Source organism: Achromobacter sp. 1014246743 (genome assembly GCF_059760725.1).
On record NZ_JCBANA010000002.1, the window covers coordinates 21,834 to 35,855 of the forward strand.

The 14,022-nt window shown below is 67.6% G+C and carries 13 protein-coding genes; 9 read left to right on the forward strand and 4 right to left on the reverse strand.

Going from position 1 to position 14,022, the window contains the following annotated elements; genetic code table 11:
• The first annotated feature begins 15 nt into the window (after positions 1-15).
• From acpS to AC6LJ2_RS01185, 5 genes are all read left to right on the forward strand, one after another.
• A complete protein-coding gene (gene acpS, locus AC6LJ2_RS01165; protein WP_263912338.1) occupies positions 16-453 on the forward strand; it encodes a holo-ACP synthase in 438 nt (145 codons plus the stop codon).
• 43 nt (positions 454-496) lie between these two features.
• A complete protein-coding gene (nagZ, locus tag AC6LJ2_RS01170) occupies positions 497-1,552 on the forward strand; it encodes a beta-N-acetylhexosaminidase (RefSeq protein WP_445657176.1) in 1,056 nt (351 codons plus the stop codon).
• Positions 1,515-3,344, forward strand: a complete 1,830-nt coding sequence (gene uvrC, locus AC6LJ2_RS01175; protein ID WP_263912335.1) for an excinuclease ABC subunit UvrC — start codon at positions 1,515-1,517, stop codon at positions 3,342-3,344. Before nagZ ends, uvrC begins: the two co-directional genes overlap by 38 nt.
• 32 nt (positions 3,345-3,376) lie before the next feature.
• The gene (gene pgsA / locus AC6LJ2_RS01180; RefSeq protein WP_492266684.1) at positions 3,377-3,949 is read left to right on the forward strand and encodes a CDP-diacylglycerol--glycerol-3-phosphate 3-phosphatidyltransferase; all 573 of its coding nucleotides are present in this window, start codon (positions 3,377-3,379) and stop codon (positions 3,947-3,949) included.
• Between the two features lie 194 nt (positions 3,950-4,143).
• Entirely contained in the window at positions 4,144-5,439 is a 1,296-nt protein-coding gene (locus AC6LJ2_RS01185) for an MFS transporter (RefSeq protein WP_498150565.1), read from the forward strand.
• A 110-nt stretch (positions 5,440-5,549) separates the two neighbouring features.
• On the opposite strand, the gene AC6LJ2_RS01190 is transcribed toward AC6LJ2_RS01185, so the two are convergent.
• Entirely contained in the window at positions 5,550-6,626 is a 1,077-nt protein-coding gene (locus AC6LJ2_RS01190; protein WP_263912332.1) for a tartrate dehydrogenase, read from the reverse strand.
• A 140-nt stretch (positions 6,627-6,766) separates the two neighbouring features.
• Between AC6LJ2_RS01190 and AC6LJ2_RS01195 the strand changes: the two genes are divergently transcribed.
• Positions 6,767-7,675, forward strand: a complete 909-nt coding sequence (locus AC6LJ2_RS01195; RefSeq protein ID WP_263912331.1) for a LysR substrate-binding domain-containing protein — start codon at positions 6,767-6,769, stop codon at positions 7,673-7,675.
• Between the two features lie 98 nt (positions 7,676-7,773).
• Here the strand turns inward: AC6LJ2_RS01195 and queF are convergent, their stop codons facing one another.
• Positions 7,774-8,598 (reverse strand): NADPH-dependent 7-cyano-7-deazaguanine reductase QueF, encoded by an 825-nt coding sequence (gene queF / locus AC6LJ2_RS01200; RefSeq protein ID WP_263912329.1) that lies wholly within the window; start codon positions 8,596-8,598, stop codon positions 7,774-7,776.
• A 322-nt stretch (positions 8,599-8,920) separates the two neighbouring features.
• Between queF and aceA the strand changes: the two genes are divergently transcribed.
• Entirely contained in the window at positions 8,921-10,240 is a 1,320-nt protein-coding gene (gene aceA, locus AC6LJ2_RS01205; RefSeq protein WP_263912327.1) for an isocitrate lyase, read from the forward strand.
• Between the two features lie 53 nt (positions 10,241-10,293).
• Here the strand turns inward: aceA and AC6LJ2_RS01210 are convergent, their stop codons facing one another.
• Entirely contained in the window at positions 10,294-11,091 is a 798-nt protein-coding gene (locus tag AC6LJ2_RS01210; RefSeq protein WP_263912325.1) for a helix-turn-helix domain-containing protein, read from the reverse strand.
• Between the two features lie 127 nt (positions 11,092-11,218).
• Between AC6LJ2_RS01210 and AC6LJ2_RS01215 the strand changes: the two genes are divergently transcribed.
• Positions 11,219-11,983 carry an alpha/beta fold hydrolase gene (locus AC6LJ2_RS01215; protein ID WP_498150566.1) on the forward strand — a complete coding sequence of 255 codons (765 nt, stop codon included), beginning with the start codon at positions 11,219-11,221 and terminating at the stop codon, positions 11,981-11,983.
• A gap of 60 nt (positions 11,984-12,043) precedes the next feature.
• Here AC6LJ2_RS01215 and AC6LJ2_RS01220 read toward each other — a convergent pair whose 3' ends face one another.
• Positions 12,044-12,901 carry a LysR family transcriptional regulator gene (locus AC6LJ2_RS01220; protein WP_263912323.1) on the reverse strand — a complete coding sequence of 286 codons (858 nt, stop codon included), beginning with the start codon at positions 12,899-12,901 and terminating at the stop codon, positions 12,044-12,046.
• A 126-nt stretch (positions 12,902-13,027) separates the two neighbouring features.
• Between AC6LJ2_RS01220 and AC6LJ2_RS01225 the strand changes: the two genes are divergently transcribed.
• Positions 13,028-13,996 (forward strand): tripartite tricarboxylate transporter substrate binding protein, encoded by a 969-nt coding sequence (locus AC6LJ2_RS01225; RefSeq protein WP_445657172.1) that lies wholly within the window; start codon positions 13,028-13,030, stop codon positions 13,994-13,996.
• Positions 13,997-14,022 lie beyond the last annotated feature (26 nt).

The following is a 14,022-nucleotide window of genomic DNA, read 5'->3' on the forward strand; positions in this document are numbered from 1 at the left end:
TCAGACGCCGCAGCGATGTCCCAACCTGAATCCACCCCTGTCGTCCCGCCGCCCGCCGCCATCGGTGGCATCGGCATGGACCTCCTGCGTATCGATCGGATCGAGCGCGCCCTGGCGCGCCACGGCGACCGCTTCGCCGAAAAGATCCTGGGCCCCGAAGAACTGCTGAAGTTCCATGCGCGGCGGGCCCGCGATCCGGTGCGCGGGGTGCGCTTCCTGGCCACCCGCTTTGCGGCGAAAGAGGCCTTTTCCAAGGCGGTGGGCCTGGGCATGCGCATGCCCATGACGTGGCGCCGGGTGCAGACCCTGAACGCGCCGGGCGGCCGGCCGGTGCTGGTGATCGCCCCTGAACTGCTGGAATGGTACGTGCAGCGCTTTGGCGCCGCGCACGTGTCCATTACCGATGAATCCGACATGGCCGCCGCCTACGTGGTGGTCGAACGCAAGCCCTGACCGCGCCGGCGGGTCTGCGAGACACATACAGAAGGACAAGCCGATGGCCAAGAAGAAATCCCGGGCACTGCCGCCCGGTCCCGTGATGGTCGATGTGGCCGGCACCGTGCTGACCAAGGACGAAAAGAAGCGCCTGCGCCACCCGTTGGTGGGCGGTGTGATCCTGTTCGCCCGCAATTTCGAAAACCGCCGCCAGCTGACCGAGCTGACTCGCCAGATCCACAAGGCGCGCAAAGAGCGCCTGCTGATCCTGGTCGACCACGAAGGCGGCCGGGTGCAGCGCTTTCGCGAAGACGGGTTCACCGCCTTGCCGGCGATGCGCGACCTGGGCACCCTGTGGGACCGCGATCCGCTGACGGCCATGCGCCTGGCGACCGAAGCCGGCTACGTGCTGGCCGCCGAGCTGCGCGCCTGTGGCGTGGACATGAGCTTCACCCCGGTGCTGGACCTGGACTACGGCGTCAGCAAGGTGATCGGCAACCGCGCTTTCCATCACGATCCGCGCGTGGTCACGATGCTGTCGCGTGCGCTGATCCAGGGGCTGGCCCTGGCCGGCATGTCGGCCTGCGGCAAGCATTTCCCCGGGCATGGCTTCGTGGGGGCGGATTCGCACCACGAGATTCCCATCGATCCGCGTCCGCTCGAACGCATCCTCAAGGACGACGGCGCGCCCTATGCCTGGCTGGGCGACGCCGTGCTGCCCTCGGTGATGCCGGCCCACGTCATCTACCCCAAGGTCGACAAGCATCCCGCCGGCTTCTCCAAGCGCTGGGTGCAGGACATCCTGCGCACCCGCCTGGGTTATGACGGCGTGGTGTTCTCGGACGACCTGACCATGGAAGGCGCGTCGGTGGCCGGCGACATCCTGGCGCGCGCCAACGCCGCGCTGGGCGCCGGCTGCGACATGGTGCTGGTGTGCAACCGGCCCGACCTGGCCGATGAATTGCTGGCGCGCCTGAAGGTCGACCATGCCCCCGAGTCCGTGGCCCGCATCCGCCGCCTGATGCCGCGTTTCGACGCGCTGGACTGGGACTCCCTGCAGGCGGAAAGCCGCTACCAGAATGCCCGACGACTTCAATCTCAAATCGTTCCTGGCTGACCTGCCGCATCTGCCGGGCGTGTACCGGCACCTGGATGCGGCCGGCGAGGTCATGTATGTCGGCAAGGCGCGCGACCTGAAAAAGCGCGTCTCGTCGTATTTCCAGAAGAACCTGGCCAGCCCGCGCATCGCCCAGATGGTGGCGAAGGTGGCGCGGCTGGAGGTCACGGTGACGCGCTCGGAAGCCGAAGCGCTGATCCTGGAAAACAACCTCATCAAGAGCCTGAAGCCGCGATACAACATCCTGTTTCGCGACGACAAGTCCTACCCGTACCTGCTGATCACGGGCCATGACTGGCCCCGCATTGCGTACTACCGCGGCGCGACCAACAAGCGCGGCCAGTATTTCGGCCCGTTTCCCAATGCCTGGGCGGTGCGCGAAACCATCCAGATCCTGCAGAAGGTGTTTCGCCTGCGTACCTGCGAAGACACCGTGTTCGCCAACCGCTCGCGCCCCTGTCTGCTGCACCAGATCGGCCGTTGTTCGGCGCCCTGCGTGGGCGCCATCGAGGCAGGGGACTACGCGTCGGACGTGCAGCGGGCGGTGCGCTTTCTGAACGGCGAGGCCAAGGAAGTAATGGGCGAAATCGAGGCCCGCATGCTGGAAGCCGCCGAGGCGCTGCGCTTCGAGGAAGCGGCCGCGCTGCGCGACCAGATGGGGTCGCTGGCCCGCGTGCTGCACCAGCAGACCATGGAAAACGTCAGTGGCGAAGACACCGACATCGTCGCCATCGCCATTGCGGGCGGCAAGGTCTGCGTCAACCTGGCCATGGTGCGGGGCGGTCGGCACCTGGGCGACAAGCCGTTCTTTCCGACCCATGCCGAGGGCGAGGCCGCGCCGCAGGTGCTGGAAGCCTTCGTGGCGCAGCACTACACGGACAACGCGCTGCCGCCCGTGCTGGTCTGTTCGCACGCCTTGCCTGATGCCAGCCTGATCGACCTGCTGGTCGAGCAGGCCGGCGGGCGGCCGTCGCGCGTGCTGACCCGGCCGCAAGGCACCCGCCGCGCTTGGCTGGAACAGGCACAGAAAAACGCCGACATGGCGCTGGCCCGCGCCCTGACCGAGTCCGGCGCCCGCGCCGCGCGCACGCTGGCGCTGGCCGAAGCGCTGGACCTGGACACCGACGAAACGGCGCTGGACGCCCTGCGCATCGAGTGCTTCGACATCAGCCACACGGCGGGCGAGGCCACCCAGGCGTCTTGCGTGGTGTTCGAACACCACGATATGCAGCCGTCGCTCTACCGCCGTTACAACATTGCCGGCATTACCCCGGGCGACGACTACGCCGCCATGCGCCAGGTGCTGACGCGGCGCTTTGCCAAAGTGGCCGACGGCGAAGCCCAGATGCCGGGCCTGGTCCTGATCGACGGCGGCAAGGGCCAGGTCGAGGTGGCGCGCAAGGTGTTCGTGGAACTGGGGCTGGACATCCAGACCCTGGTAGGCGTGGCCAAGGGGGAAGGGCGCAAGGTCGGCCTGGAAACCCTGGTGTTCGCCGACGACCGCCCGCCCGTGGCGCTGGGCGGTGAATCGGCTGCGCTGATGCTGATTGCCCAGGTGCGCGACGAGGCCCACCGCTTTGCCATCACCGGCATGCGGGCGCGCCGGGCCAAGACCCGCAACGTGTCGCGGCTGGAGGAAATCGAGGGTGTCGGCGCGCGTCGGCGCCAGCGCCTCCTGGCCCGGTTTGGCGGCTTTTCGGGGGTGGCGTCGGCCAGCATCGAAGACCTGGCGTCGGTGGACGGCATTTCGGAAGAACTGGCCGAGCGGATCTATGAAGCCCTGCGCGGTTAGGATTCATCTGCGTGATGTAGCATACGAACACTATGCCAATTAACGTACCCATAATCCTGACCTGGCTGCGGATCGCCATGATTCCGCTGGTGGTCGGGTTGTTTTACCTGCCCGAAAGCTGGATGTCGGTGCCCGTGCGCGACTCTTTCGCCGCCTGGGCCTTCATCATCGCCGCGCTGACCGACTGGTTCGACGGCTGGCTGGCGCGCCGCTGGAACCAGACGTCGGCGTTCGGCGCGTTCCTGGATCCGGTGGCCGACAAGCTGATGGTCTGCGCTGCCCTGATCGTGCTGCTGGACCTGAGCCGGGTCGACGCGTTCATTTCGCTCATCATCATCGGCCGCGAAATCACGATTTCCGCGCTGCGCGAATGGATGGCCAAGATCGGCGCCAGCGCCAGCGTGGCGGTGCACCGGCTGGGCAAGTTCAAGACCGCCGCCCAGATGGTGGCGATTCCGTGCCTGCTGTACAACCAGCCCATCCACGGCGTATCCACCAAGATGCTGGGCGACGTGCTGATCATCGTAGCCGCGGTGCTGACGGTCTGGTCGATGCTGTATTACCTGCAGCGCGCCTGGCCCGCCATCCGCGAAAAGGCCCAGTAAGCCGAATACGCCGCGGCGGCCCGGCTCGCGCCCGGGGCCGCCGTTACATATGAAGAGCGATGCCGGCTGCCGCCGGCCCGGCCCCGCGCCGCATTCGCCAAAGGGACAACGGCCGGCCCGCCCGGACGTTGAGGAGACAACCCGCGAGCCGCCTGCAGGCGGCCGCTTATCGCCGCCCCGCGCGGCCCTGTGCCATGACTACCGCTGCAACCCCCCTGGCCTCCGATGCCGCCGTCCGCCGGCGCGACTGGCAGATCATCCTGCTGATCGGCGTGGCCCACGCCTCGTCCCACTTCTTCCAGCTGGTCCTGCCGTCCCTGTACGTGTCGCTGGGCAATGAATTCGGCCTGGACTTCGCCCGCCTGGGGCTGCTGGTGTCGACCTTCTATGTGGTGTCCGGCATCGGCCAGGCCTCGTCCGGCTTCGTGGTGGACCGTATCGGCGCGCGCCCGGTGCTGTGGTTCGGGCTGGCGTGCTTCGTGCTGTCGGGCCTGTTGATCGGGTCGGCCACCGGCTACCCCATGCTGATGACGGCGGCGGTGGTGGGCGGCATCGGCAATTCGGTGTTCCACCCGGCCGACTATTCCCTCATCAACCACCGCGTCACGGCGCCGCGCCTGGGGCACGCCTTTTCGACCCACGGCCTGACGGGCAACCTGGGCTGGGCGCTCACGCCCGTGTTCATGACCACCATTACGCTGCTGGCCAACTGGCGCGTGGCGGCCTACAGCGCCGCCAGCCTGGTGGCGGTGGTGCTGCTGATGACGGTGGTGTGGCGCGGCTTGCTGGGCGGAGCCGAACCGGCGGCGCAGCCCGACGGCCAGGATGCCAAGGCCGTGCGCGCCGCGCCCAAGCCGCAGGAAGGCGTGCTGACCACGCTGGCCACGCTGCTGGCCAAGCCGGCCTTGTGGGGCGCCTTCCTGTTCTTTGCCTGCACGTCGATCGCCTTGTCATCGGTGCAGAACTACACCATTCCGCTGCTGGGCCAGCTGTACGACCTGTCCAAGGTCGCGGCCAGCTCGGCGCTGTCGGGTTACATGGTGGCCTCGGCGGTGGGCATGGCGGCCGGGGGCTTCCTGGTGTCGGCCAACCCGCGCACCGAGCGCACCGTGATGGTGGCGCTGATCCTGGCGGGCCTGACGCTGGTGGTGCTGGCCCTGGGCCTGGTGCCGGCGGTGCTGGCGGCCCCGGTGGTGGCCTTGGCCGGCTTCTGCTCGGGCGTGGCCGCGCCGTCGCGCGACATGCTGATCCGCAAGGTCACGCCCAAGGGGGCCACCGGGTCGGTCTACGGCCTGGTGTATTCGGGCATGGACGTGGGCTCGGCCCTGGGGCCGCTGGCCTTCGGCCTGCTGCTGGATGCGGGGTTGCGCCAGGGGCCGTGGATCGGCGCCGGCGTGGCCTTTACCGCGGCTGCCTTGCTGGCGCAGTGGATTGCGGTGCAGGCGCGCCGGGCGGATCCCGCCGCCTCGCCTGCCGCGGCGCGTTCCTGACGCCTCCTGGCCTTCGTTGCCGCCAGCACAACGCCGCCCTCGGGCGGCGTTGTGTATTTTGGCCGTACGGCTCAGGCGCGCCGGGTCGGCACGGCCAGGCCTGCCGGATGTCAGGCGCCCGCTTCGATGTGCGCGGCGATGGCGCGGCCGATGTCTTCGGTGCGGGCCTGGCCGCCCAGATCGGGCGTGCGCGGGCCGTCCTTCAGGCAGTGTTCGATGGCGGCCAGGATGGCGTCGTGGGCATCCTGGCTGCCCAGGAACTGCAGCATCAGCGCACCCGACCAGATCATGGCGATGGGGTTGGCGATGCCCTTGCCGTAGATGTCGGGGGCGGAACCGTGCACGGGTTCGAACAGCGACGGGAACTTGCGTTCCGGGTTCAGGTTGGCCGACGGCGCGATGCCGATGGTGCCGGTGCAGGCCGGGCCCAGGTCCGACAGGATGTCGCCGAACAGGTTGGACGCCACCACCACGTCAAAGCGCTGCGGCTGCAGCACGAAGCGCGCGGCCAGGATGTCGATGTGCTGCTTGTCGGTCTTGACGTCGGGGTAGTGCTGGCCCATGGCGTCGGCGCGTTCGTCCCACCAGGGCATGCTGATGGCGATGCCGTTGCTTTTGGTGGCCACCGTGAGCTGCTTGCGTTCGCGGCGGTTGGCCAGCTCGAAGGCGTAGCGCATGACGCGGTCGGTGCCGTGGCGCGTGAAGACCGATTCCTGGATGACGACTTCGCGGTCGGTGCCTTCGAACAGGCGCCCGCCCAGGTTGGTGTATTCGCCTTCGGTGTTCTCGCGCACGATGAAAAAGTCGATGTCACCGGCGCGCCGGCCGGCCAGCGGGCAGGCCACGCCGTCGAACAGCCGCACGTGGCGCAGGTTGATGTACTGGTCGAATTCGCGGCGGAACTTGAGCAGCGAGCCCCACAGCGACACGTGGTCGGGCACCGTGGCCGGCCAGCCCACCGCGCCGAAGAAGATGGCGTCGTAGCCTTGCAACTGCGCCTTCCAGTCGGGCGGCATCATGTCGCCATGCTGGGCGTAGTACGCGCAGTTGGCCCAGGGAAAGGTATCGATCTGCAGGGCCAGGCCGAAACGGCGGGCGGCGGCCTCTACGGCGCGCAGGCCTTCGGGCAGGACTTCATTGCCGATGCCGTCGCCGGCGATGGCTGCGATTTTGTAGACGTGGGACATGGATGGGAAACCTGGAAATGAGGGGGAAGGAAGCCCGGTCGCCGCCCCGACAGGCGGGCCACAACGGGAACCCGACCATGGTAGGCGTCTGCACACTCCATCTACAATGGGCTGTTCTGTGAAATGACTCTGCACGAATCATGAATAATGACCTGCTGCCCGCCGATCTGCGCGTGTTCAACGCGGTGGTGCGTGCGTCCAGCTTTTCCAAGGCCGCCGAAGACCTGGGCATGTCGCCCGCCTACGTCACCAAGCGCATCCGCCTGCTGGAAGCCAGCCTGGGCACGCCGCTGTTTCACCGCACCACGCGGCGCGTGGTGGTGAGCGAAGCGGGCGAGCGCGTCTACCACTGGGCCCAGCGCATCCTGGACGACGTCGACCACCTGGTGGAAGAAGTCGGCACCACGCGGCGCGAGCCGCGCGGCCTGCTGCGGGTGTGCAGCAGCTTCGGCTTCGGGCGGCGGGTGGTGGCGCCGGCGCTGTCGGCGTTCGTGTCGCGCCACCCCGCGGTGCAGGTGCGCTTCGAGGTATTCGACCGGCTGGTCGACGTGGCCGCCGAAGGCTACGACCTGGACGTGCGGGTGGGCGATGACATCGCGCCGCACGTCATCGCCCGCAAGCTGGCCACCAATCACCGCCTGCTGTGCGCCGCGCCGTCGTACCTGGCCGAGCGCGGCGAACCGCGCAAGCTGGCCGACCTGGCGGCGCACGATTGCCTGGTCATCAAGGAACGCGACCATCCCTTCGGCGTCTGGCGCATGCGCCGCGGCGACCAGGAACACACCGTCAAGGTGCGCGGCCCGCTGTCGGCCAACAATGGCGAGATGGTGGTGCAGTGGGCCGTGGACGGCCGCGGCATCATCCTGCGGTCAGCCTGGGACGTGGGCCCGCTGATCGCGGCAGGCAAGCTCGTGCCCGTGCTGCCGCAATACCGCCAGGAAGCGAACATCTGGGCGGTGTACCCGTCGCGCGTGAACGCGTCGGCCAAGGTGCGGGTGTGCGTGGATTTCCTGGAGGATCATCTGCGCAGGCAGCCGCTGATGGACTGAGCCGGGGCCCCGCACGGCATACGCTGATCGGGCGGCGGCCAGCCGCTGATGCCGTATCCGGCGCGGCCACGCCCGGCACGAGCCGTTCGGGACGGCGCTTACTGCCGGACGGTGCGTACGTCCGGCGGGGGCGCCGCTTCGAAGTTGCTGCGCCACGGGTTGATGTCCAGCCCGCCGCGCCGCGTGTAGCGGGCGTAGACCGTCAACTGCTCGGGCGCGCAGGCGCGCATGATGTCGGTGAAGATGCGCTCGACGCAATGCTCGTGGAATTCGGCGTGCTGGCGAAACGAGATGACGTAGCGCAGCAGCGATTCGCGATCGATCGGCGCGCCGCGGTAGCGGACCTGCACGCTGGCCCAGTCGGGCTGGCCGGTCACCGGGCAGTTGGACTTGAGCAGGCGCGAGCACAGGGTTTCGTCGACGGGATCGCCCGGACGGGTGCGCAGCAGTTCGGGCGCCGGCTCGTAGGTGTCGATCTCGATATCGAGCTTATCTATATAGATGCCGTCCAGCTCGCCCATGCGCAGCTCGGAAAAGCGCTGCGGCAGGATGAAGTCCAGCCCCACCGGGGCGCCGGCCGCGGCGCTGAGGTCGCGTTCGAGCCGGCCGCGCAATGCGGCGGAATTGACCAGGCGGGTCTGGTTGAACGAGTTCAGGTACAGCTTGAACGACTTGGATTCGATGATGTTGGGGCTGTCCGCCGGCACCGAGAACGTCGCCATGGCGACGCGCGGCTTGCCCTTGGCGTCGAGCCACGACAGTTCGTAGGCGTTCCACAGGTCTACGCCCGTAAAGGGCAGCGTGCCGGCGGCCAGGTCCAGCGCCTGGCGGTTGTGGGCGCGGGCGATGGGAAACAGCAGCGAGGGATCGTATTGCGAGGCGTAGGCCACGCTCTGGCCCAGCGGGCCGTGAGACAGCGTCATGGAAAGGGTCGTCGAAATGCTTGGGGATGACCGCATTGTAGGCGGTCGGCAAAGGCTTGTTTTTCACATCATGAAACGCCGATCTCGGTATGTGAAAGTTCGTGCTGCGGCGCATCGCAGCGCCATTTCACAGATGACAATGTCGTTCCGCAATGCGAAATGAGGTTCATAACTTATTGATTTTATTCAATAACATTTTTCATCTTATATAAGAGGCACACCCACATTGCTCCGCAGCAGAGGCATAGACTTTGTCCAACGATTCACGCAATGCAAACCAGAGTTTTTTTGTCTTTTCAGCCATAGACCAAGGAGCATGACCATGAGCCACCGCGAAACCGAAATCCGCAATCTGCAGAAAGACTGGGCCGAGAACAGCCGTTGGCAAGGCATCAAGCGCGACTACAGCGCCGAGGATGTCATCCGCCTGCGCGGCTCGATCAGCGTCGAGCACACCCTGGCCCGCCGCGGCGCGACCCGTCTGTGGGAACAACTGCATAGCGAGCCTTTCGTGAATTCGCTGGGCGCCCTGACGGGCAACCAGGCCATGCAACAGGTCAAGGCCGGCCTGAAGGCCATCTACCTGTCAGGCTGGCAAGTGGCCGGCGACGCCAACCTGGCCGGCGAGATGTACCCCGATCAGTCGCTGTACCCCGCCAACTCGGTGCCGCAGGTCGTGCGCCGCATCAACAACTCGCTGACCCGCTGCGACCAGATCCAGTGGATGGAAGGCAAGAACCCGGGCGACGAGGGCTACATCGATTTCTTCGCGCCCATCGTGGCCGATGCCGAAGCCGGCTTCGGCGGCGTGCTGAACGCCTTTGAGCTGATGAAGGCCATGATCGAAGCCGGCGCGTCGGGCGTGCACTTCGAAGACCAGTTGGCCTCGGTGAAGAAGTGCGGCCACATGGGCGGCAAGGTGCTGGTGCCCACCCGCGAGGCCGTGGCCAAGCTGGTGTCCGCCCGCCTGGCGGCCGACGTGATGGGTACGCCCACCGTGCTGCTGGCCCGCACCGACGCCGACGCGGCCGATCTGGTGACCAGCGACGTCGATGAAAACGACCGTCCGTTCATCACCGGCGAGCGCACCGTGGAAGGCTTCTTCCGCACCAAGGCCGGCATCGACCAGGCGATCTCGCGTGGCCTGGCCTATGCGCCGTATGCCGACCTGATCTGGTGCGAAACGTCCACGCCGAACCTGGAATACGCCCGCAAATTCGCGGACGCCATCCATAAGCAATTCCCTGGCAAGCTGCTGGCGTACAACTGCTCGCCGTCGTTCAACTGGAAGAAGAACCTGGACGACGCCACCATCGCCAAGTTCCAGCGCGAGCTGGGCGCCATGGGCTACAAGTTCCAGTTCATCACGCTGGCCGGCTTCCACGCGCTGAACTACGGCATGTTCGAACTGGCCCACGGCTACGCCCGCCGCCAGATGAGCGCCTTCGTCGAATTGCAGCAAAAAGAATTCGCCGCCGCCGACCTGGGCTTCACCGCCGTGAAGCACCAGCGCGAAGTGGGCACCGGTTACTTCGACGCCGTCACGCAGACGATCGAAGGCGGCCAGTCGTCGACCACCGCGCTGACCGGTTCGACGGAAGAAGCCCAGTTCGACCACGGCAAGGTGCAGAAGGTCGCCTGAGCCTGACGGGATCAAGTTTGCAGTTGCAGTTGTAGTGCTGTTGTAGGGTGGATTCAGGGTGCCTTCGGGCACCCTTTTTTTTCGGCCAGATAGGCGCCAGGGGGCTGGCCCAGCGCGCGGCGAAAGGCGGACGTGAAGGCGCTGGGGCTGGCGTAGCCCAGGTCCAGCGCGATGCGGGTTACCGGCAGGCCCTGGCTCAGGCGTTCGATCGCGGCCAGCAGGCAGGCCTGCTGGCGCCAGGCGGCGAAGCTCGCGCCCGTCTGCGCGCGGAACAGGCGGGTGAACGCGCGTCGGCTCATGCCGGCTTTCGCGGCGACGGTGTCCAGGCTGATTGCGATGGACGGTTCGGCGAACAGTTGCCGGCATGCGCGCGCCAGGCGTGGGTCGGCGGGCAGCGGTGCGCTCAGCGGCAGCGGCGCCATGGCTGCGATTTCCTCGGCCAGCAGGGCCATGAGCTTGCCGGCGCGACCGTCCAGGTCGTACAGCGCGGGCAGGTCGATGGCGGCGTCCAGCAATTGGCGCAACAGGGGCGACACGCCCAGCACGCAGCAATGCGCGGGCAGCCCCAAGGCCTGCGCCGCCGTATCGGCCAGGAAGGTGTTCAGCATGGTCACCGGGCCGCCCATGGTCATTTCGTGGGTGATGCCGGCGGGCACCCAGCAGGCGCGCTGCGGCGGCACCAGCCAGCGGCCGTGGGGCGTGGCGACGCTGATCGCGCCGCGCGCGGCAAAGGCGAACTGGCCGCGCCGGTGGGCGTGCACGGGAAACGTCAGGCCCGCGGGGTAGTCGCAGGCGGTCACGACCACGTCGCGGGGGATGTCCTCGTAGGGATCGACCAGGGTGTTGCGCATGGCCCGGATTCTACAGTGATGGGCCTGGTATCGAAGGCGGGCCGAACGGGGGCGGCCTACGATGCCCAGGTCTTTGAAACCCACGGCTGCCCGTCAGGGGGCCGCGACCTCTGCTTGTGGAGTGTGAATGCCCAATACCTTTCACCGCGTGGGGCAAGGCCCCCATCCCGTCATCGTGCTGCACGGCTGGTTTGGCGACGCGCACGCATTCGAACCGATCGAGCCCTGGCTGTCGGCCACCGCCTTCAGCTACGTGTTCATGGACTATCGCGGCTATGGCGGCATGCGCGATGTCCCGGGCTCGTACCGCATCGACGAGATCGCCGCAGATACCCTGGCGCTGGCGGACGCGCTGGGGTTTGATCGATTCAGCCTGGTAGGGCATTCGATGGGCGGCATGGCCATCGAGCGGGTCGCGACGCTGGCGCCGCGGCGGGTGCGTGCGTTGGTGCCGGTGGCACCGGTGCCTTGCGGTGGCGTGGCGATGGCGCCGGCCACGCGGGCATTGCTGGAGGGGGCGGCCGACGACCTTGCCAAGCGTCGTGCCATCATCGACCGCAGCACCGGCGGGCGTCTGCCGGCGGCGTGGGTACAGTGGAAGGCGGCGTATTCCGCCGAGCACTCGTCAGCCCAGGCGTTTGCCGCCTATCTGCCGGCCTGGGCCGATACCGATTTCAGCGACGTGATCGATGGGCGCCATCCGGTGTTGGCGCTGGTGGGCGAACACGATCCGGTGTTCAACGCGGCGCTGATGGCGGCGACCTATGGACAGCGCTATCCGGGGGCAGCGGTTCAGGTGCTGCAGAATGCGGGGCACTATCCGATGAATGAAACGCCGCTGGCCCTGGTGGCGGCCATCGAGCGCTTTTTGCATGAGGTGGCGGCGGATTGATGCGCGCGGGGCGGGTTTGCGCCGGGGCTGCCCCGCGGCGCGGACAGGCTGCGGGCGATGCTACGGGCGGGCGCCTTCCAGCAGCGCCTGCACCAGGCGGTTGTCCTGGTCCGTCTGCCGACACACGAACGAGATCTGCCGATAGGGCGCGTCCTTGCCCAGCGGCAGCACGCGCACGGGATGCACGTCCAGCAGGTTGGGGCCGGGCTCGGGCAGGATGCTTACGCCCAGGCCTTCGGACACCAGCGCGGTCAGCGCGGCCAGCGATGGCAGGTCGATGCGGCAGCGGGCGTGCGGTGCATGCTGCGCAACATAGCGGGCCGCCAGGCGGCCGCCGATGGTGGTCTTGTCAAAGCGGATCCATTCGTAGCGTTCGAACAGATCGGCCAGCGATTTCTCGCGCGACTGCGGCGGAGCGATCAGCACGAGGCGTTCCCGAAACAGCGGCGTCCACGCCAGCCGCCGGGACCCGCCGGTTTCCGGCTGCGTGATGATCGCCGCGTCGATTTCGCCGGTCTTGAGCCTTTCGACCAGCTCGGTCGCGCGGCCGCGCACCAGCCGCACGTCCAGTTGCGGATAGCGCTCGCGCAGCACCCGCAGCAGCGGCGGCAGCAGGGTCACCTGCAAGGGCTCGATGGTGCCCAGCCGTACCCGGCCTTCGACCTGCGGCGTACTGCGCCGGCGCAGCTCGTCCAGCCGCGACAGGGCGTCTTGCAGCACCGCGTCGACTTCCGCGGCGAAGGCATTGGGGCGGGCCTGCAACGCCGACCGGTCGAACAGGGGCTGGCCGAAGTATTCCTCGATCTGCTTCATCTGCAGGCTGACGGCGCTGGGCGACAGGTTCATGTCGGCCGCGCCGGCCGCGAAGCTGCCGCCGCGCAACACGGCATTGAGCGTGCGGAACGATTCGATCTTCATGAGGAATCCTCACGTAGTGTTTTAAGAATCCTCGCTTTATATCACCAGGCGACAGGCCTAGCATGGCGTCGACCATAACAACACGGCGGGCACATGTCTGCCTGACCGTGGACACGGAGACATGCCATGAAGAAGATCCTGGGCGGCCTGGCGGCCGCTTGTCTGGCCGGGCTGATGGCCGCGGGCGCCTCGGCCGCAGCGCCCACCTTGCCCGCCACCGTCACGATGGTGGTGCCGTTCCCGCCGGGCGGCAGCAATGATGTGTTTGCACGGGTACTGGCCGAAAAGCTGGGCGCCCGCGTAGGCGCCACCGTCATCGTCGAGAACCGCCCCGGCGCGGGGGGCGCCATCGGCGCCGAATACGTGGCGCGTGCCGCCAAGGACGGTTCGGTGCTGATGCTGTCCTCGTCGACGCTGACGACCAATGCGGCGGTGCAGACCAATCTGAAGTACGACGTGGCGCGCAGCTTCGCGCCGGTGGCGATGCTGGCGCGCAGCCCGATGGCGCTGGTGGTGGGGCAGGACTCGCCCTACCGGTCGGTGGCGGATCTGCTGGCGGCGGGTCGCAAGGAACCCGGCAAGCTGACCTATGGCAGCGCGGGGCTGGGCTCGGTCAACCAGATGGCCAGCGAGATCCTGGCGGGCGGCGAGAAGACGAGCTTTACGCATGTGCCCTACAAGGGCATGTCGCACGCATTGAACGACCTGGCCGGTGGCCGGGTGGACTTCGTGATCGGCAGCTTTGCGTCGACCGCGTCGCTGCTCAAGGGCGGCAAGCTGCGCGTGCTGGCCGTGACCTCGCCGACGCGTTCGCCGTTCTATCCCGACCTGCCCACCATCGCCGAAGGCCAGCCCGGCTACGCCGTCGAATTGTGGTGGGGCGTGCTGGCGCCCGCGGGCACGCCGGCCCCGCTGGTCGAACATTTGAACGCCGAGATCCGCGGCATCGTCAACGATCCGAAGATGCGCGCCATGTTCGCCGAGGAAAGCGCGGTGCCGGCCGAATTGACCGTGGCGCAGTTCGCCGACCTGGTGCAGGCCGACGCGGCCCGCTGGAAGCGGGTGGCCGCCGACCGCAACATCTCCATCCAATGATCCGCAACCCCCGCCGCTGTTGAGAG